At 69.3% G+C, this 17,077-nt stretch carries 19 protein-coding genes and 1 pseudogene; 7 read left to right on the top strand and 13 right to left on the bottom strand.

The features are described from left to right. Positions 1-5 precede the first annotated feature (5 nt). From QMO14_RS04165 to QMO14_RS04155, 3 genes are all read left to right on the top strand, one after another. A complete protein-coding gene (locus tag QMO14_RS04165; protein WP_301504721.1) occupies positions 6-728 on the top strand; it encodes an amino acid ABC transporter permease in 723 nt (240 codons plus the stop codon). A gap of 16 nt (positions 729-744) precedes the next feature. Continuing rightward, positions 745-2,199, top strand: coding sequence for a dihydropyrimidinase (gene hydA / locus QMO14_RS04160; RefSeq protein WP_301504718.1), 1,455 nt, complete (start codon positions 745-747; stop codon positions 2,197-2,199). A 72-nt stretch (positions 2,200-2,271) separates the two neighbouring features. Next, complete coding sequence (locus QMO14_RS04155) at positions 2,272-2,958, top strand: GntR family transcriptional regulator (protein ID WP_301504716.1); 687 nt, start codon at positions 2,272-2,274, stop codon at positions 2,956-2,958. Between the two features lie 16 nt (positions 2,959-2,974). Here QMO14_RS04155 and QMO14_RS04150 read toward each other — a convergent pair whose 3' ends face one another. Together QMO14_RS04150 and QMO14_RS04145 are read right to left on the bottom strand one after the other, a co-directional pair. Continuing rightward, the gene (locus QMO14_RS04150) at positions 2,975-3,868 is read right to left on the bottom strand and encodes a DMT family transporter (protein WP_301504714.1); all 894 of its coding nucleotides are present in this window, start codon (positions 3,866-3,868) and stop codon (positions 2,975-2,977) included. Between the two features lie 183 nt (positions 3,869-4,051). Continuing rightward, positions 4,052-4,204 (bottom strand): hypothetical protein, encoded by a 153-nt coding sequence (locus QMO14_RS04145; RefSeq protein ID WP_301504712.1) that lies wholly within the window; start codon positions 4,202-4,204, stop codon positions 4,052-4,054. A 245-nt stretch (positions 4,205-4,449) separates the two neighbouring features. Here QMO14_RS04145 and QMO14_RS04140 point away from each other — a divergent pair, with 245 nt between their 5' ends. The 3 genes from QMO14_RS04140 (at position 4,450) to QMO14_RS04130 (ending at position 6,957) form a co-directional block, all read left to right on the top strand. After that, complete coding sequence (locus QMO14_RS04140; protein WP_301504710.1) at positions 4,450-4,971, top strand: hypothetical protein; 522 nt, start codon at positions 4,450-4,452, stop codon at positions 4,969-4,971. 107 nt (positions 4,972-5,078) lie between these two features. Then, positions 5,079-5,573, top strand: coding sequence for a hypothetical protein (locus tag QMO14_RS04135; RefSeq protein WP_301504708.1), 495 nt, complete (start codon positions 5,079-5,081; stop codon positions 5,571-5,573). A 133-nt stretch (positions 5,574-5,706) separates the two neighbouring features. Further along, positions 5,707-6,957, top strand: a complete 1,251-nt coding sequence (locus QMO14_RS04130; RefSeq protein WP_301504707.1) for a metallophosphoesterase — start codon at positions 5,707-5,709, stop codon at positions 6,955-6,957. Positions 6,958-6,960: 3 nt separating this feature from the next. On the opposite strand, the gene QMO14_RS04125 is transcribed toward QMO14_RS04130, so the two are convergent. From QMO14_RS04125 to QMO14_RS04110, 4 genes are all read right to left on the bottom strand, one after another. Then, positions 6,961-7,422: a polyhydroxyalkanoate granule-associated phasin gene (locus QMO14_RS04125; protein ID WP_301504706.1), complete on the bottom strand. Its 462-nt coding sequence runs from the start codon at positions 7,420-7,422 to the stop codon at positions 6,961-6,963. A gap of 211 nt (positions 7,423-7,633) precedes the next feature. After that, on the bottom strand, positions 7,634-8,614 hold the full coding sequence (locus QMO14_RS04120) for a lysylphosphatidylglycerol synthase domain-containing protein (RefSeq protein WP_301504704.1): 981 nt from the start codon (positions 8,612-8,614) through the stop codon (positions 7,634-7,636). Positions 8,615-8,637: 23 nt separating this feature from the next. Next, positions 8,638-9,933, bottom strand: coding sequence for a cardiolipin synthase ClsB (clsB, locus tag QMO14_RS04115; RefSeq protein ID WP_301504702.1), 1,296 nt, complete (start codon positions 9,931-9,933; stop codon positions 8,638-8,640). Further along, a complete protein-coding gene (locus QMO14_RS04110; protein WP_301504700.1) occupies positions 9,930-10,760 on the bottom strand; it encodes an endonuclease/exonuclease/phosphatase family protein in 831 nt (276 codons plus the stop codon). The genes clsB and QMO14_RS04110 overlap by 4 nt, the downstream gene beginning before the upstream one ends. Positions 10,761-11,009: 249 nt before the next feature. Here QMO14_RS04110 and QMO14_RS04105 point away from each other — a divergent pair, with 249 nt between their 5' ends. After that, the gene (locus QMO14_RS04105; protein ID WP_301504698.1) at positions 11,010-11,441 is read left to right on the top strand and encodes a serine/threonine protein kinase; all 432 of its coding nucleotides are present in this window, start codon (positions 11,010-11,012) and stop codon (positions 11,439-11,441) included. A 77-nt stretch (positions 11,442-11,518) separates the two neighbouring features. Here the strand turns inward: QMO14_RS04105 and QMO14_RS04100 are convergent, their stop codons facing one another. The 7 genes and pseudogenes from QMO14_RS04100 to xrtQ all read right to left on the bottom strand — a co-directional run bounded on the left by QMO14_RS04100 (position 11,519) and on the right by xrtQ (position 17,075). Further along, positions 11,519-12,085 carry a Spy/CpxP family protein refolding chaperone gene (locus QMO14_RS04100; protein WP_301504696.1) on the bottom strand — a complete coding sequence of 189 codons (567 nt, stop codon included), beginning with the start codon at positions 12,083-12,085 and terminating at the stop codon, positions 11,519-11,521. 171 nt (positions 12,086-12,256) lie between these two features. After that, a pseudogene (locus tag QMO14_RS04095) lies at positions 12,257-12,498 on the bottom strand (NADPH-dependent FMN reductase); the annotation flags it as partial. 75 nt (positions 12,499-12,573) lie between these two features. After that, positions 12,574-13,470 (bottom strand): pirin family protein, encoded by an 897-nt coding sequence (locus QMO14_RS04090; protein ID WP_301504694.1) that lies wholly within the window; start codon positions 13,468-13,470, stop codon positions 12,574-12,576. A gap of 75 nt (positions 13,471-13,545) precedes the next feature. Continuing rightward, positions 13,546-14,316, bottom strand: coding sequence for a GNAT family N-acetyltransferase (locus tag QMO14_RS04085; protein ID WP_301504692.1), 771 nt, complete (start codon positions 14,314-14,316; stop codon positions 13,546-13,548). After that, positions 14,313-15,581, bottom strand: a complete 1,269-nt coding sequence (locus QMO14_RS04080) for a biosynthetic peptidoglycan transglycosylase (RefSeq protein WP_301504690.1) — start codon at positions 15,579-15,581, stop codon at positions 14,313-14,315. Before QMO14_RS04080 ends, QMO14_RS04085 begins: the two co-directional genes overlap by 4 nt. 11 nt (positions 15,582-15,592) lie before the next feature. Next, on the bottom strand, positions 15,593-16,165 hold the full coding sequence (locus QMO14_RS04075; RefSeq protein ID WP_301504688.1) for a hypothetical protein: 573 nt from the start codon (positions 16,163-16,165) through the stop codon (positions 15,593-15,595). Then, positions 16,146-17,075, bottom strand: a complete 930-nt coding sequence (gene xrtQ, locus QMO14_RS04070; protein ID WP_301504686.1) for an exosortase Q — start codon at positions 17,073-17,075, stop codon at positions 16,146-16,148. Before xrtQ ends, QMO14_RS04075 begins: the two co-directional genes overlap by 20 nt. Positions 17,076-17,077 lie beyond the last annotated feature (2 nt).

Below are 17,077 nucleotides of genomic sequence, written 5' to 3'. Positions count from 1 at the left end.
CTTCCATGGGACAAGGCTGGAGCTGGTCGGGCTTCTTCGACTACCTGTTCAATCCGTACATCCTCAGCGGCGCGGTGACCACGCTGTGGCTCACGCTCGCGGCGATCGCGGGCGGGCTGGTGGTGGGCTGCGCGCTGGCCCTGGCCCGCCTGTCCAGCCACCGCTGGCTGTCGGCGCCGGCGCACTTCTACATCTGGGTGTTCCGCGGCACGCCGCTGCTGGTGCAGCTCATCATCATCTTCACGGGGCTGCCGCAGCTGGGGCTGAAGCTCTCGGTGATCGAGTCGGCGCTGCTGGGCCTGATCCTCAACGAGGCGGCCTACCTCGCCGAGATCGTGCGCGGCGGCATCCAGTCGATCTCCGCCGGGCAGACCAACGCCGCGCGCGCCGTGGGCTTCAGCAGCGCGCAGACCATGCGCTACATCGTGCTGCCGCAGGCCATGCGCCTGATCGTGCCGACGCTGGGCAACAGCATCAACGGCCTGCTCAAGACCACATCGATCACCTCGGTGATCTCGATGGAGGAGCTGCTGCGCCGCACCCAGGTGCTGATCCAGGAGAAGTTCATGGTGCTCGAGCTCTTCATCGTCGCCGCCATCTACTACCTGCTCATGACCACCGCCTGGGACTTCATCCAGCGCCGCATCGAGCGCCACTACGGCCGCGCCTACGGCAATGCCGCTGCGGCGCCGGTGGTGCCTGCGGAGCCCGCGCTCGAGCAGCGCTAAAGAGGACGAAAGCCCAATGAGCACCTACGACCTGATCCTGCGCAACGCAGACATCGCCACCGCCGGCGACCGCTACACCGCCGACATCGGCGTGCGCGACGGGCGCATCTGCGCCATCGCGCAGGGGCTCGACGCCGGCGCCGCGCGCGAGATCGACGCGCGCGGCCGGCTGGTCACGCCCGGCGGCGTCGACGGCCACTGCCACTTCGACCAGCCCACCAGCGACGGCTCGCGCTTCGCCGACGACTTCCTCTCAGGCACCCGCTCGGCCGCATGCGGCGGCACCACCACCGTGCTGCCCTTCGCCGCGCAGCAGAAGGGCCGCAGCGTGCAGGAGGCCGTCGACGACTACCACCGCCGCGCCGAGGGCAAGGCGGTGATCGACTACGCCTTCCACCTGATCGTGGCCGACGCCACGCGCGACGTGACGCAGCGCGAGCTGCCCGCCTTGATCGAGAAGGGCTACACCTCCTTCAAGATCTACATGACCTACGACGACCTGAAGCTGGACGACCGCCAGATCATCGAGGTGCTGGCCACCGCCCGCCGACACGGCGCGATGACGATGATCCACGCCGAGAACAGCGACTGCATCGCCTGGCTCACCGAGCAGCTGCTCGACGCAGGCCTCACCGCGCCGCGCTACCACTCCAGCTCGCGGCCGATGGCGGTGGAGCGCGAGGCCACGCACCGCGCCATCGCGCTGGCGGAACTGGTCGACACGCCCATCCTGATCGTCCACGTCTCGGGCCGCGAGGCCGTCGAGCAGATCCACTGGGCGCGCGGACGCGGGCTGCCCATCCACGCCGAGACCTGCCCGCAATACCTGTTCCTGAGCGCCGAGGACCTGGGCATCGACCCCGACGACCCGATGCACGGCGCGCGCTGCATCTGCAGCCCGCCGCCGCGCGACAAGGCGAACCAGCAGTTCATCTGGAACGGGCTGTCGAGCGGGCTCTTCACCATCGTCTCTTCCGACCATGCGCCCTTCAACATGAACGGCAGCGACGGCAAGCGCGTGGCCGGCGACAACGCCTCCTTCGACCGCATCCCCAACGGCATCCCAGGCGTGGAAACGCGCCTGCCGCTGCTCATGAGCGAAGGCGTGCTCAAGGGGCGCATCGACATCCACCGCTTCGTCGAGCTCACCGCCACGAACCCGGCGCGCCTGTACGGCCTGTACCCGCGCAAGGGCACCATCGCCGTGGGCAGCGACGCCGACTTCGTGGTGTGGGACATGTTCCCCGAGGGCCAGGGGAAGCTGCTGTCCAACGACATGCTCCACCACGACGCCGACTACACCCCCTACGAGGGCATGCGGCTGCGCGCCTGGCCCGGCCTGACCGTCTCGCGCGGGCGCGTCGTGTGGCAGGACGGCGTGTTCCAGGCCGAGCCCGGCTCCGGCCAGTTCCTTCCGTGCCTGCGGCCGCGCGCGCCCAACGACGGCAATCCGCTGGACAAATGGCTCTGAAAGAATGGCCCTGAGCGCGCCCGGCCGGCCCTGCTAAGCTCACCCGCCCTCGCGGCTTTCGCCCATCCCCGCATGCCCAGCCTTCCCAGCCCCACGCAGCCCGCCACCATCACGATCGCCCCCCTGGAGGTGCGCTCCGCCAGCCTGGCCGAACAGGCCTACGACCGGCTGCGCACCCTCATCCTCGATCGCCAGATATCGGCCGGCAGCCCGCTGCAGGAGGCACGGCTGGCGGAAGACCTGCGCATCTCGCGCACGCCCATGCGCGAAGCGCTGGTGCGGCTGGCGGGCGAGGGGCTGCTGGTGCGGCGCGATGCGCGCTCCTACGCCGTGCGCGCGCTAGGCACCAAGGAATACTTCGACTGCATGCGCGCGCGCGAGGTCATCGAGTGCGAGGCCATCGCACTGGCGGTGGGCAAGATCACCGACGCGGAGATCGACGCGCTGGAGGCCGACATCGCGACGCTGGGCGGCGGCGAGCACAGCGAGACCGAGCACTGGCACTTCGACGACCGCTTCCACCTGCTGATCGCCAGGGCCAGCGGCAACGTCGTGTTCCCGCGGCTGGTGGAGGAGCTTCGCGTCAACGCACGGCTCTTCCGCCTGCACAGCCCGCTGCACAGGCATTCGGAGAACCACGACGAGCACGGCGAGATCATCCGCGCGCTGCGCGCACGAGACGCCGAACGCGCGCGCGTGGCCATGCGCGATCACCTGCGCAGCCTGCAGGAAGACGTGAAGCGCGCGCTGATCGAGTGATCGGCAGGCGGGCGGCTCAGGCCGCGCGCCGCTCCTGTGTTCCTGATCTCGGCGCCTCGCTTCGCGCCAGCCACAGCCCGCTCGCGATGATCAGCGCGCCGCCGCCCAGCGTCCATGCATCGGGCGCGGCGTTCCAGAACAGCCAGTCGATCAGGAGCCCCCAGGCCAGGGCGCTGTATTCGAATGGAGCGATGGCGGCGGCCTGCCCATGGCGGAACGCCTCTGCAATGGCGAGCTGGCCCAGGAAGCCGCTCAGGGCCAGGCCCGCGAGCACCCAGGTGTGCTGCGGCTGGATCGGCACCCATTGCGGCGCCGACAGCAGGCTGCCGCCCAACGCCATGCCGGCGGTGGTCCAGAAGACCAGCGCGGCGCTCGGCTCGGTGCGGCTGATGAGCCGGCCCAGCATGTTCGACAGCGCATAGCAGACCGCCGCCACCAGGATCGCGAGCGCGCCCGGCGCGAGAAAGGCGTCCTGCTCGGGCCGCAGCGCGATCACGACGCCCGCGAAGCCCAGCCCGATGGCGACCCAGTGCCGCGGCAGGATCGATTCGCCCAGCATCGGCACCGCGATGAGCACCATCAGCAGCGGCGCGATGAAGGTGAGCGTGTAGGCTTCGGCCAGCCCCAGCGTCTTCAGGCCGTGCACGAAGAGCACGAGCATCGCCATGTTGAGCGTGGCGCGCAGCAGGTGCAGCCGCCAGCGCAGCCGGCGGTTGAAGACGCCGCCCGCCTCGCGCCGCCAGGCGATGTACAGGCACACCAGAGGCAGGGCGGTCAGGCCGCGCAGCGCCGTCACCTGCAGCGGCGGGTAGTGGCCGGCCAGGGTCTTGAGCATGGCGTCCATGCAGGCGAAGAAGGCGCAGGCCAACAGCATCGCGGCGATGCCGCGCAGGGTTCCGGTCGGTTGCATCGGTGGGTCGTCGCGCGGCGGCGGCCGGGACGGGGCTTGTTGTTCTGGAGCGCCGAGCATATGGCGCCGCGAACATCCCTGCCGCCGCGCGGCGACACGCCCCACGGGTGCGGAACACGCTCACGCTCGTCGAAGCGCTGCGCACGGCAGCGCCATCGACAGGCGAGGCCACCTCAGGTCGGATCACGTCGCGTCGGTGCCGTTGCCCGCACGGTTGCCGGTACGGGCGCAGCCGGGGCTGAACTGCCTTTCCAGCACGCGCTGCATCTGCCGCGTCAGCCGGGCGATCCCGCCGGTGCCGCTCGCCGCGCGCCCGATCAGCGCGCCGGCGTGCACCGTTGTAGGCGTTCGCCGTGCGACCGTCGCCGAAGGCGCCGTGAAGCCGCCGATCAGGGTTTTCCTGAGCCGAGCCGCCGAAACCGGGTGACGGCCATGTCACATGGCCGTCATCAGCTATGAAAACAATAGCATTCAGTTCCGATCCGCGGATCGTTCCTCGTAAACGCTATATCTAGCCCGACTCTTGCTAAGCAAAATCCCCGACGGATTTCACGTCACGCAAGATCGAGGACCACACAGCAATGAACCCTAAGCGTCTCCGCCGGCCATTGGCCGCGCTGGTATTGGGCGGCACAGCAGCATTCCTCGGGGCCATGGGCACGGCCCACGCGTTCACCAACCCGCCCATCCAGATGGCGCAGGGCATCGAATACATGTGCGGCGGCGCCGCCAGGGACGAGGCCGCGTTCATGGAAATGGTCTCGCCGCGCTGGGCAGCCACCATCGAGCTGGGCATCAGCGATGGCAAGGGGGCGCTGCAGCCGGGCTTTCCGGCCAAGGCCTCGGTGGAAATCCGCCAGAAATACACCGGCCAGCCGGTGATGAGCGTGGAATCGAAGAGCCCCTACATGCTCGCGCGCCTGAATCCGGGCGCCTACGACGTGAACGTGACGCTCGGAGGCCTCACGCTGACGCAGACGATGGTCGTGATCGCGGGCGTGCCGGCGCGCGCCTCCTTCGCGTGGCCGTCGAACTTCGACATGGCCTCGGTGATGCCGCCGCAGGCGCAGACGCTCGCGCAGTCCTCCGCCAGCGTCCGCTGAGCCCGGCCCGCCGCGGCGGGCATCAGGTCAGACTTTCCTAAGCCGTGCGCCGCACAGTGGCTTCGTGGCCTCTTGCCACGACGAAAAAGCAAAGAAAGGACCTGAGCATGAACTCCCGTTTCCCATCCTCGCTGCGCGTGATGCGGCCGCTGGCGGCTGCGATGTTCTGCGGCGCCGTCCTGTTCGGTGCGTTCACGCCGGCACAGGCCGCGGTGAACCCGCCGATCTACATGTCGCACGGCGTCGAATACATGAGCGGCGGCATCGGCAGCGACGAGGCCAAGCTGATGGAGACCGTGTCCCCGCGCTGGCCCGCCACCTTCGAATTCGCGATCAAGGACCACAAGGGCGCCGATTTCGCCGCCAACGTCCGCGTGACGGTGCGCGACGGCAGCGGCACCGCGCTGCTGGACAACGTGGTGTCGGGCGGCCCCTTCATGGTGGCGCGGCTGGACCCGGGCAACTACGTGGTCGAGGCGCGCATCGGCAGCCAGGTGCTCAAGCAGGACCTGCACGTGCTCCAGGGTGCGCCGGCCAAGGCGACCTTCGTCTGGCCCGCCGGCACCGACATGGCTTCAGCCGGCACGCGCACGGTGCAGTAGCGCCGCGCAAGTGAGCACCGGCGCGCATCCGGCCGGCGCACAATCCGAGGATTGGGCCATGCCTCAAGGCTTGCTATCCGGGCGCTGTACGCTATAGAAAAAATAGCGACCCAGGCGCCTCGCGGTATCTTGAATGCACGGCATGCGCCTTGCAGATGGCCTGTCCCGGGCAGTGCCCGACCCCATTGCCCCGATGCCGATCCGTCCCCTGAGCGCCCTGACCGCGCTGTTGCACGTCTATATCGCGCTGCGCCTGCTGCCCGCGCTGGCCGTGCTCACGCCCGCGTGGCCGTTGGCGCTCGCCGCGCTGGTGGTGTCTGCGGCGACCATCCCGCTGCCCTTCGTGTCGCGCCGCGGTACTCGCGAGGGCGCTGGAAACGGCACCGTGCTCAAGTGGACCGGCCTGATCAGCATGGGCTGGTTCTCCTCGATGTTCGTGCTCACGCTGGTGCGCGACGCCGGCCTGCTGCTGGCCTGGCTCGCGGGGGCCGTCGGCGGCGTCCAGGTGCAGTGGAGCACCCTGCTGCCATGGAGCGCGCTGGCGGTGCTGGCGATGGCCACGGCCACCTCGGTCGTCGGCTTCCTGAACGCGCGCCGCACGGCCGGCGTGAAGCGGGTGGAAGTGCCGATCCGCGGCCTGCCGCAGGCGCTCGAAGGCTTCACCATCGCGCAGCTCAGCGACATCCACGTGGGGCCGACGATCCGCAACAGCTACATCCAGCGCATCGTCGACGCGGTGAACCGCCTGGGCGCGGACGCCATCGCGATCACCGGCGACCTGGTCGACGGCAGCGTGCCCGAGCTGCGCGAGCACATCGCGCCGCTGGCCGGGCTGCGCGCGCGGCACGGCACCTTCGTGGTCACGGGCAACCACGAGTACTACGCGGGCGCGCATGCCTGGATCGACGAGCTGCGCCGACTGGGCCTGAAGGTGCTGCTCAACGAGCACGTGGTGCTGCAGACGCGCAACGTGCGCGGCGCGCAGACCGACGAGGAGCTTTTCGAAAGCGCGCTGGTTCTGGCCGGCGTGACCGACTTCACCGCCGGGCACTTCGACGCGGCGCACGCCAGCGACCCGCACCTGGCGCTGCACGACGCGCCGCCGCTGGTGCACACGCGCGTGCTGCTCGCGCACCAGCCGCGCAGCGCGCCCCTGGCGGCCGCGGCCGGCTACCAGCTGCAGCTGTCGGGCCATACGCACGGTGGCCAGTTCTTTCCTTGGAACCTGTTCGTGCCGATGCAGCAGCCCTTCACGGCCGGCCTGCACCGGCTGCAAGACATGTGGGTCTACGTGAGCCGGGGCACCGGCTACTGGGGCCCGCCCAAGCGCTTCGGCGCACCTTCCGAGATCACGCTGCTGACGCTGGTGCCGGCGAAGGCCTGAGGCTCAGGATTCCTCGAGCCCCGAGAGCCGGCGCGCGTTGGAAGTGGCGGCGGCATGGATCGGCGTCAGGCCCTGGCGCGCGATGCGTGCCGCGATCCCCGGCAGCTCGCTCGCCGCATCGACCGTATCCGCGGCCGATTGAACAAAGGCATCGCCATGCGCGGCCGCCTGCGCGGGTGTGACGCTGCCCGCCAGCGAGAAGAAGGCCGTCGTGCTCTGCAGCCATTGCTGCAGCACCCGGTTGGCGAGGGAGAAATGGCTGCTGTGCCATTGCCTGGCCATCGCGATGCCCGATTCGCTCGCGGCATCGAGCTTTTCCTGTCCCATGAGCTGGAACTCGGCAAGGTCGTCCGCGCTGGGCGCGAGCCCCGCGCGGGCCATGCGCTCGGTGCGCATGCCGATCACGAGGCCGGACGACAGCAGCATTTCGTGGGTCTTGAGCGCCAGGTCGAACCACTGCTGCATGAGCGGGCCCGGGAGACGGGCGACTGAACTGGAGGACGACATGTAGGAGGCCGCGACTGAACGCGTGAAAGGGGGTCGGGCCACTATAGGTGGTGGCCGGCGACAGGAGTTGGTGCACAAGCCAAACAGATCTGCATTTTTGTTGATCAAGTTCCGCTTTCCGATGTGGAAATTACGTGCCGGCCGAAAGCCTCTTCGGCTGCCGGGCCCGTCACTTCCCACGCTCGCGGCCCTTCCGAGGTGTGTGCACACCCAGCCGCCTGGCCCGCGCCTCGGTGAACAGATAGGCCAGCGCGGCCACCGCCAGCGGCAGCAGGTAGTAAAGCCCCCTGTACGCCAGCAGCGCGCCGAGCAGTTGTGCCTGCGGCACCTCGTGCGAGAGCAGCGCCACGAACACTGCCTCCAGGACGCCGAGCCCCGCCGGCACGTGCGTGAGAACGCCGGCCACCGCCGCCGCCAGCAGCACCGCGAGCACCTGCGCATAGGCGACCTGCCCCTGCAGCAGGAACCAGATCACGCCGCCGATCAGCGACCAGTTGGCGCACGACATCGCGAGCTGCAGCACCGCCATCGCGAACCCCGGCACCTTGAGCCCGAATCCGCGTACGCGCCACACATGCCCGCGCGCCACGGCGCACAGCACCAGATAGGCCAGCGCGACCACGAGCAGCACCGCGCCGAGGATGCGCAGGCCCTCGCTGCCGATCTTCCATTCGGGCGGCAGCGTCATCGGCCAGAAGCAGAAGACCGTGCCAGCCACCACCAGGTAACCCAGCCAGTTCGTCAGCATGCTGAAGCCAAGCACGCGCGTGATGGTGTCGTTGGAAAGCCCCAGCCGCGAATAGAGCCGGTAGCGGAACGCCACGCCGCCCACCAGAGAGCCCAGGTTGAGATTGAAGGCGTAGCTGATGAAGGTCACGCCCATCACCGTGGGCGTGCCCAGCCTGTGCCGCGTGAGGCGACGGCCCAGCAGGTCGTAGGTGCTGTAGAGGGCGAAGCTGCAGGCCGCCAGCGCGGCGGCCGCGAGCAGGGAAGTGGCTGGCAGCGCGCGGATCGCGTCGAACACGTCCTCCCAGTCGATCGCGAGCGCCTGCCGCACGAGCAGCCATGCGATCAGTGCGAAGAAGCCCCACACCGCCGCGCGGCGGGCCCAGGGCCGCCAGTTGTGGCGCGAGAGGGCGATGGTGCTCATCGAAGCACGGCTTCCGTCGCGGCTCAGGCCGCTTCCGTCTGCGTGGCGCCGCCCGTGGGATCGCTGCGCCCGGTATCGCGCCGGCTCGCGAGGTCGGTGGCCTCGGCCGGCGTCAGGCGCGGCACGTGGCGCGGCAGCCGGCCCAGCAGGGCCGGATACCAGCGCAGGATGTGGAAGACGAAGAAGCTGCGCACCAGCCTCCAGCCGCTCCATTCGCTGGCGAGGTCGGCCGCCTCCACCTGCTTGCAGCTGTACTGCATCAGCTTTTCAAGGCGCTCGGCCAGCACCGTGTTGAAGGCTTCGTCGCGCACGACCACGTTGGCCTCGAGGTTGAGCGAGAGGCTCAGCGGATCGAGGTTGCTCGAGCCCACGGTGCTCCACTTGCCGTCCATCAGCGCGACCTTGCCGTGCAGCGGGCGTTCGCAGTACTCGTAGATGCGCACGCCCGCGTGCAGCAGGTGGTGGTAGAGCATGCTCGCGGCAGTCTTCACGATCGGCATGTCGGGCTCGCCCTGCAGGATGAGCCGCACGTCCACGCCGCGCCGCGCCGCGCGCCGCAGTTCCTTGATGAGCCGGTAGCCCGGAAAGAAATACGCGTTGGCGATCACGATGCGCTCGCGCGCCGCGCGAATCGCGGCGCGGTATTGCCGCTCTATGTCGTTGGTGTGGCGCCGGTTGTCGCGCGTGACGAACATCGCGTCGGCCGTGCCGGCGGACTGCGCATGCCTCGCGTCGGGCAACTGGCGCAGCCTGCGGCGGAACCAGCCCGCCCCCTTGCCGCCCAGGGCGATGGCTCGCAGCACGAACTGGTGGATCTCGCCCACGATGGGCCCTTCGAGCTCCACCGCGTAGTCCTGCTTGGCCATCGGGCCATAGTCGAGCAGATGGTCGGCCGAATAGTTGATACCGCCGACGAAGGCGCGCTCGCCGTCGATCACCACGATCTTGCGGTGCATGCGGCGGAACACGTTGAGCCGCTGGCCCATGAAGCGGCGGCCCGGATCGAACACCCGCACCTTCACGCCGGCCGAGGTCAGGCCCTCGATGAATTCGCGCGAGAGGTCGGGCGAGCCGAAGCCGTCGATCATCAGGTCGACCTTCACGCCGCGCAGCGCCGCCTCGAGCATGGCGGCATGCAGCTGCAGGCCGACCTTGTCCTCGAACAGGATGAAGGTCTCGACGATCGCCTCGCGCCGCGCCCGGCGGATGGCCTTGAACACGCGCGGAAAGAACTCCTCGCCGTTCTCCAGCAGGCCGATGCGGTTGCCGGCGATCCAGTGGTTGTCGTTGCTGTTGTTGTTCACGGCTGGCTTGCTCACAGGTCGATGTCCGCCACCAGCGGCGCGTGGTCCGACAGATGCGACCACGGCCTGCGCGGCAGCACCACAGGGGCATGGGCGCCGGCGTTGCGCACGTAGATGCGGTCCAGCGAGAGCACCGGAAAGCGCGCCGGAAAGGTCCGGGCCGCGCGGCCGGTGGCGTGCACGAAAACCTCGCGCAGCGACGCGCCCCTTTCCAGGACGTCGTGCGCGCGGCCGCGCCAGTCGTTGAAGTCGCCCGCCACGATCAGCGGTGCCTCGGCGGGCACCTCGTCGCGCACGATGTGGCACAGCAACTCCAGCTGCTGCTGCCGGTGCGCCTCGGCCAACCCCAGATGGGTACAGATCACGTGCACGTCGACCGCGCGGCCCGGCAGCCGCAGCACGCAATGCAGCAGGCCGCGCTTCTCGGGACCGCTGACGGACACGTCGTGGTTGCGGAAATGCACGATCGGGAACTTCGAGAGTACCGCGTTGCCGTGATGCCCCTTGGGATACACCGCGTTGCGGCCGTAGGCGAACTGCGGCCACATGGTGTCGGCCAGGAATTCGTAGTGCGGCGCTTCGGGCCAGTTGCTCACCCTGCGTGGATGGCGCGAATGGGTGCCCAGCACCTCCTGCAGGAACACCACGTCGGCGCCCACGGTGCGCACCGCATCCCGCAGTTCGGGCAGGATGAACCTGCGGTTCAGCGCGGTGAAGCCCTTGTGGGTGTTCACCGTCATGACCTTGAGCGAGGTCGGCGCGACCTGCATCGCGGCCTCGGCAGGCCTGGCCGTCCGGGCATCGGGCGCGCTGGCGTCGGGAATGATGGGTGAGGAAGACATCGTCATCCACGTTGTACGTGGCCGCGTCCTTGCCGACTGTAGGAACGCGCCAACTTCTTCCCGCCGCCATCCTGCCGCCGCCTTCGCGCCCGGACGGCCGGCTCCTACAGGCATGCCTGCCGCACCCTCACACGGGCGATTTTCCGAGGCTCCTACGGTGATTCCACGTTTCGCAAGGAAAGAAGGAACGGAAACCCCGCTCCGCCCTGCGGAAATGAACAAATGGATCAAGCCACAAGGAGATCACCCATGAGACATCAGGCTTCCATCCGCGCCACCGTTCTCGCTGCGCTGCTCGGCGCCGCGGGGCTGGCCATGGCGCAGGCAACCTCCATTCCGGCTCAGCCCGATCCATCGGTCGGCGGCCAGGCCAGCACGATGACCCCGGCAGGCGTGGCGAATCCACCGCAGCGCCCGGACAACACGATGCCGGCATCGCGGGATGCGGTGAAGGCCGAGGCCCGCGCCCACAACCGCAACAACGCCAACAACCCGGTGCCCAAGGGCGAGGTGACCACCACGGTCAACCATCAGCCCAACGCCATGCCGCAGCCGACCGGCGAGATGTCCCGTGCGGAAGTCAGCCAGACCGGCCGCAAGGTGACGCCGCGCTTCGGCCAGAAGGGTGAGCGCCCGGACGTGGTGACGAACCCGACCGACAAGACCGGCACGCCGAAGTAAAGAACGACAGCCAGTGAAAAAGCCCGCAGCGCTTTCGCATTGCGGGCTTCTTGCGGTTGCCGCCGGACGGCTATCGATCAGCTCTTGGCGGGGGCGGCGGGCGCACCGTGCTTGGCGCCGTCATGGCCGCGGTGGCCGCGATGGCCGAAGTGCGCGGTCTCGGCATCGAAGGCTTTCTGCTGCTCGGGCGTCAGCGCGGCATAGAAGGTCTTCGTGGCTTCGGCGCGCTTGGCGAACATCGCGCTGCGCTCGGCCTGACGGGCCTGCATGCGTTCCAGGCGCTCGGGCGTGGTCAGCTTGGCGAACTCGGCTCGGTCCATGTGCGGACGCGGACCGGCGGGCGGCTGCGTCGCGCTGGTGAAGGTGCTCCAGGCGCCTTCCTGTGCCGAGGTGAGCTTGAGCTTTTCCTTCAGGGCCGCGAGGCGCTTGGCGCGGTGTTCCTTCATGCGCTCCATGCGCTGGGCCGGGTCCATGCGCTTGTGCTGCGCCTTGGGCGCGGCGGCGTTGTCGGCCTGGGCCACCGCGGCGGTGGGCGCGGCTGCGGACAGAGCGGCTGCCGGCGCTTGAGCGAAGGCACCCGAAGAGGCGAGGGCGGCCGAACCGAGCAGGCTGGCCCAGACGATGCGTTGGCGAAGAGAGATCATGAGAAGTGCTTCCTTTCGAAGAAGCCCGCCGCCGATGGGCAGCAGGTGAGACGGAGTGTGGAAGCGCTCTGTATCGCATGCGTTAGCCCTGCGTGAGCTTGGGTAAAGAATGATGAACAGGCCCTGCGCAAGCAGCCTGCGGCGCGACTTGTTGCCCTTGCCGGCTCGGAATCACTTGGGCCGGGGCCGCTTCAACCCGCTATCGCGCGGCTGCAGCCTGCCCCCGCGCGAAGATCACCGACCGCCTTGGCGACGGCGCGGGCCACCGGGCGGATTTCCTCCTGCACGGCGGCGTCGGCATCGAGAGCGTCGTGGCTGGTGGCGGAGGGCTCGTAGTAGCCGATGCAGCGGTCCACCCGCGCCTGCGTGCCGGTGTCGATCAGCCCCATCCAGTCGAGCCAGTCGCAGAGATGTGAGTTCGATGCGCCGCGGCGAATCTGTCGCGGCGCGAAAGGCCGGGGCCTGGAAGGCGGGCGAGTGCAGCAGCCTCAGCCCAGCTTTCCATTCTGGAAGTCGTGCACCGCCTGCCTGACCTGCTCGGGCGTGTTCATCACGAACGGGCCGTACTGTGCGATCGGTTCGTTCAGCGGCTTGCCGGCAATGAGCAACGCGCGCGCCGGGCTGTGGTTGGTCGCGCCGGCGCGCAATACCAAGCCGTCGCTGCCCGCGTCGTTGGCGAGGATGGCCATGCGCCGCGTCGGGATCTCGCTGCCCGCGATCCACAGCGACTCGCGGAACACGTAGACCAGCGCGTTGTGGTCATGGGGCAGCGGCTGCGCGAATTCGACGCCCGGGGGCAGCTCGATGTCGAGGTACAGCGGCTCGGTATGCTCGCGCCGCACGGCGCCCTCGATGCCGTGGCTCGCGCCCGCGATCACGCGCACCCGCGCACCGCCGGCGGTGGTGAATTCGGGAATCTCGGCACTCTGGATGTCGCGATACCAGGGCTCGCGCATCTTGTCTTTCGCCGGCAGGTTGAGCCAGAGCTGGAAGCCTTCCATCAGCCCTTCTTCCTGCTCGGGCAATTCGCTGTGCACGAGGCCGCGGCCGGCGGTCATCCACTGCACGCCGCCGTTCTCGAGCAGCCCTTCGTGACCCGCGCTGTCGCGGTGCCGCATGCGGCCCGCGATCATGTAGGTGACGGTCTCGAAGCCGCGGTGCGGATGGCTCGGAAAGCCGCCGATGTAGTCGCCCGGGTTGTCGCTGCCGAAGGCATCGAGCATGAGGTAGGGATCGAGCCGCTTCTGCAGCGGCTGCTGCAGCACGCGGGTGAGTTTCACGCCGTCGCCATCGCTGGTGGAAACACCGGCCACGATGTGGTCGATGCCGCGCGGCGTGGCGACGGGATCGGTGGGGTGGTTGGCGTGGTGGTTGGCGTTCGTCATGCTTCCATGGTGGCACTAACGCCCGCGCAGCGCCACCCGTGCGCTGTCAGACAACGGCTCGCAGGGCCTGCGGCTTCAAGGCCACTGCTGGCGCTGCCAGTAGCTGTATTTCCACTGCGTCTCGAAGCCGGCGCGTCGGTACAGCGACAGCGCCGCGTCGTTGCCCGCATCGACCTGCAGAAACACCCGCTCGAAGCCGCGCTCCGAAGCGGCCTGCGCCAGCCCGGCCAGCACGCGTCCCGCGAGGCCCCGGCCGCGCTGCGCCTGGTCGGTGCGCATGCCGTGCACGCTGGCCCAGCCGTGGCCGAAGGCCATGGCCCCCGCTGCCACAGTGAGGCCGCCTTCGCGCACGCTCGCGTAGAGCGTGCCCTTGGCGCGGGAGAGCATTCGCACGCGATGGGCGCCATCCACAGGGTCGAAGCCCTCGCCCAGGAACAGGGCCGCCCAGGCGTTGTCGGGCGCCGGGTCGACATCCGCCAATGCGCCGCCCGGCGCGGCCACCTGCCGCATGTGCTGTGCCGAGCCGATCTGCACGCAGGTGGGGCTGTCGGCCATGTAGTGCCTGCGCTCCAGCTCGGCACGAAGGCTGTCGAAGCACGGCGCGTCGGCCAGCCGCAGCGCGGGCGCCGCCTGGCGACTGTCGTAGCGGTCCTCGATGCGGTCGAGCGTGGCGGCTTCGACCGCGTCGCGATGCAGCGGCACGGCCGACTTCGCGCGCTTGACGGTACCGCTCGCGAAGGGCAGAAGCCAGCCGTCGATTTCTTCCGTCACGTCGGGCGACACCGCCGCGATGGTGGCTCGCTCGATGGCCTCGATCTCGGTAGCCGACAGGTGGAAGGTGCTCATTGCGTGGCAGCCTCCGGCGCCCTGAACTTCGCCGCGGCCACGCTCTTGAGCAGGGCCTCGCGCTGGTTGCGGCTGATTCCGCGGATGCCTTCGGCGATCCACTTGATGCGATCGGGATCGACCTGGCCGTCGCGCCGCCATTGTTCGAGCACGGCCTGGGGCTTGTGCAGCATGGCGGCGAGCCACACGGCCTGCGCCGGTTCGAGCGTGCGCGCGCTGCGCTTGAAGTAGCGCCGCGCCGCGGCCTCGGCGCCGCAGAGATTGCCGCCCCAAGGGGCGTTGTCCAGGTACAGCTGCAGGATGCGGGCCTTGCCCAGCGTCTGCTCCATCTCGACCGCGTAGAGCAGCTCGCGCAGCTTGCGCTCGGCCGTGCGGTCGCTGCCCGTCACCAGCAGCTTGGCGAGCTGCTGCGTGAGCGTGCTGCCGCCGCGCCGCGTCTGGCCGGGCTTCTGGTTGTTGTCGATGGAGGCGAGGATTTCCGTGAGGTCGTAGCCGCCGTGGGTGAAGAAGCGCTGGTCTTCGGCCGCGATGACGGCGCGCGCCAGCCAGCTGTCGTTCGCCAGCTTCGCCGACGGGCCGCAGCTGGTGCGCGCGCCCAGCATGGCCTCGGTGCCCAGCCCTTCCACGGTGAACTGGCTGATGGCCGGCTGCACCGCGAAGGTGGCCTCGGGCAGCACGAGCTGGCCGCGCAGCGCCAGCGTGCCGCCGATGCGCGCGCGCTGCAGCTCGGGCAGGGCGGGCACCAGCACCGCGTACCAGCGGGCGATGGGCGCGTCCTGCACGCTGGCATCGAGGTGGATGTTCTTCGGCGTAAGCCTGCCGTCCCAATGGCCGTGAAGCTGGCTCGCGTCGTTGCTCTGCGGCGTGGCCTCGAAGGTTCCGGCGAGTGTGTTGCCGTCGCGCTTCACCGTGGCGATCAGGCGATCGACGCGGATCGGCTGAGTGCCCAGCGCCGGCACGTCGGCGCTGCAGGGCGCGCACTGCATTTCCAGCAGTTCGCCGGCTGGCTTCCAGGCGAAGCGCACGGTGCCGAAGCGGGTGTCGAAGGAACGGCCATCGAGGTGCGGCGCGAACCATGTCGAGGTGGCCACGCGCACCGCCGTCGGCACGCCGATCTCGAAATTCAGCGGCCCCGCCTTCACCGAGGTGCTCCATTCGCCGGCAGCCGGCGCGAGCGCCAGCTTGACTATCAAAAAGATAGCTACACAGGCCGTAATGACCAGGGCCATCAGGCCATAGAGCATGAATCGCAGGGTCTTCTTCACAGGCAGGTTTCTCAGATCGGTCTCGCTACGGTGACAGCTTGCCACGGCCCATGCGACTGGCCGCTGGCTGCTGCCCAGTACCAGCTCGAAGTGTCCGTGAAAGCCGTGCCCCGGGCGTCGACGATGCGCTCGCAGACGCGGATTTTTTGCGCTCCGTGCCGTTGCGCAACAAAACAGCGCCACATGCGCTCGCGAGCGTCGCGTTCCAGGCGCGCCTGCTCGATGCGGTAGCCCAGCGCGCGATAGCAGTCGGTGGCCGGATGCAGCATGCGCGTGGGCTGGCTGACCTCGCGCATCACCAGCGTCTGCGTGCCGTCGGTCATGCGGCCGATCGCGCCGGGGAAGCGGTCGGCAAAACGCTGCTCGATGTCGCTCAGGGCCAGCGGGCGCAGCGCGGCGCCGTCCCACTCGCTGGGCCATTCGTGCGAAGCGACGGCAGGCGCCATCGGTTCCGCCGGCGTGCGCAGCGCCGCCGTGGCCGACCACAGCATGCACAGCAGCATCGCGAACGCGAAAGCGGTCTTGTGGCCGATGCGGTTGATGAAATGGTTCGCGAACCAGCGCTCAAAGAACGGTGTCGACATGGCGGCCTCCCTGGGTGGTGATCAGGCCCGGAATGGGCAGTTCGGCGGGTTCGGGCGCGGGACGCGCCGGCACCATCAGCCGGGCGATGGCGCCGCACACCACGGCCAGCACCAAGAGGCCCAGCGCGTTGTGCGCCCACGGCGCGAGCGGATGGCCGGCCCCCTCGAAGGCGATCAGCACGCTGTTGCGCACGATGTTCCCGGCGAGCACCAGAAGCCCGACCATCGGCAGCCGCGCCATGAAGTCCCGGCCGCTGCGCGATGCCCACAGCGCGACCGCGCAGGCCGTGAAGTAGCCCAGCCACACCATCTGCACGCCGGAGCAGGGCGCATCGACGATCACCAGCCGGCCATCGACCGCCAGGCTCGCGCCTTCGCGCGCCACCTCGAAGCCCGGCGACAGCAGCCAGCGGCTGACCTCGGCCGTGACCATGCGCAGCGGGTAGCCAGCATAGAACTGCAACGAAGAAAGCAGCGGCAGCGCGAGCACCGCGAGGCCGGCCACCGGGAGCGCCGCCACCTTGCGCGGCAGGAAAGCCAGCAGCCCGCAGGCCAGGGCCAGCACAGCGATCAGTCCGGCCGCGAGCGGCGGCAGCGCGGGCATGAAGCCGAGCCCCGTGCGCAGCAGCGTAGCGAGCACGGTGCCTGCACCGGCCAGCGCGAGCCAGCCCAGCCGGGGCGAAGCGCGCAGTTCGCGCCTGCGGCTCCAGGCCAGCGCGGCGAGCGCGACCAGTGCCAGCAGTCCCAGCGGATCGTCGGAGCCGTCGCGCATGCGCTGGGCCATCCACACCCAGGTGGGCATCAGCGCAAGGAACTGCAGGCCGATCCAGCCGGCGGCCGGCGTGCGGTCGATGTGGATGCCCCAGTCCACGATGCGCGGATGGCGGTGGGCAAGCATTGCCAAGGACATTC

It is taken from the genome of Variovorax sp. CAN15 (genome assembly GCF_030462475.1).
GTDB lineage: Bacteria > Pseudomonadota > Gammaproteobacteria > Burkholderiales > Burkholderiaceae_C > Variovorax.
Note: the sequence above shows the minus strand (reverse complement) of the source record. Positions and strands in the feature narration are given on the sequence as shown.

Excerpts from the sequence above, each read along its gene's own strand:
- QMO14_RS04165 (WP_301504721.1), top strand. The coding sequence starts at position 6 with ATGGGACAAGGCTGGAGCTGGTCGGGCTTCTTCGACTACCTGTTCAAT.
- hydA (WP_301504718.1), top strand. The coding sequence starts at position 745 with ATGAGCACCTACGACCTGATCCTGCGCAACGCAGACATCGCCACCGCC.
- QMO14_RS04155 (WP_301504716.1), top strand. The coding sequence starts at position 2,272 with ATGCCCAGCCTTCCCAGCCCCACGCAGCCCGCCACCATCACGATCGCC.
- QMO14_RS04150 (WP_301504714.1), bottom strand. The coding sequence starts at position 3,868 with ATGCAACCGACCGGAACCCTGCGCGGCATCGCCGCGATGCTGTTGGCC.
- QMO14_RS04140 (WP_301504710.1), top strand. The coding sequence starts at position 4,450 with ATGAACCCTAAGCGTCTCCGCCGGCCATTGGCCGCGCTGGTATTGGGC.
- QMO14_RS04135 (WP_301504708.1), top strand. The coding sequence starts at position 5,079 with ATGAACTCCCGTTTCCCATCCTCGCTGCGCGTGATGCGGCCGCTGGCG.
- QMO14_RS04130 (WP_301504707.1), top strand. The coding sequence starts at position 5,707 with ATGCACGGCATGCGCCTTGCAGATGGCCTGTCCCGGGCAGTGCCCGAC.
- QMO14_RS04125 (WP_301504706.1), bottom strand. The coding sequence starts at position 7,422 with ATGCAGCAGTGGTTCGACCTGGCGCTCAAGACCCACGAAATGCTGCTG.
- QMO14_RS04120 (WP_301504704.1), bottom strand. The coding sequence starts at position 8,614 with ATGAGCACCATCGCCCTCTCGCGCCACAACTGGCGGCCCTGGGCCCGC.
- QMO14_RS04110 (WP_301504700.1), bottom strand. The coding sequence starts at position 10,760 with ATGTCTTCCTCACCCATCATTCCCGACGCCAGCGCGCCCGATGCCCGG.
- QMO14_RS04105 (WP_301504698.1), top strand. The coding sequence starts at position 11,010 with ATGAGACATCAGGCTTCCATCCGCGCCACCGTTCTCGCTGCGCTGCTC.
- QMO14_RS04100 (WP_301504696.1), bottom strand. The coding sequence starts at position 12,085 with ATGATCTCTCTTCGCCAACGCATCGTCTGGGCCAGCCTGCTCGGTTCG.
- QMO14_RS04090 (WP_301504694.1), bottom strand. The coding sequence starts at position 13,470 with ATGACGAACGCCAACCACCACGCCAACCACCCCACCGATCCCGTCGCC.
- QMO14_RS04085 (WP_301504692.1), bottom strand. The coding sequence starts at position 14,316 with ATGAGCACCTTCCACCTGTCGGCTACCGAGATCGAGGCCATCGAGCGA.
- QMO14_RS04075 (WP_301504688.1), bottom strand. The coding sequence starts at position 16,165 with ATGTCGACACCGTTCTTTGAGCGCTGGTTCGCGAACCATTTCATCAAC.
- xrtQ (WP_301504686.1), bottom strand. The coding sequence starts at position 17,075 with ATGTCCTTGGCAATGCTTGCCCACCGCCATCCGCGCATCGTGGACTGG.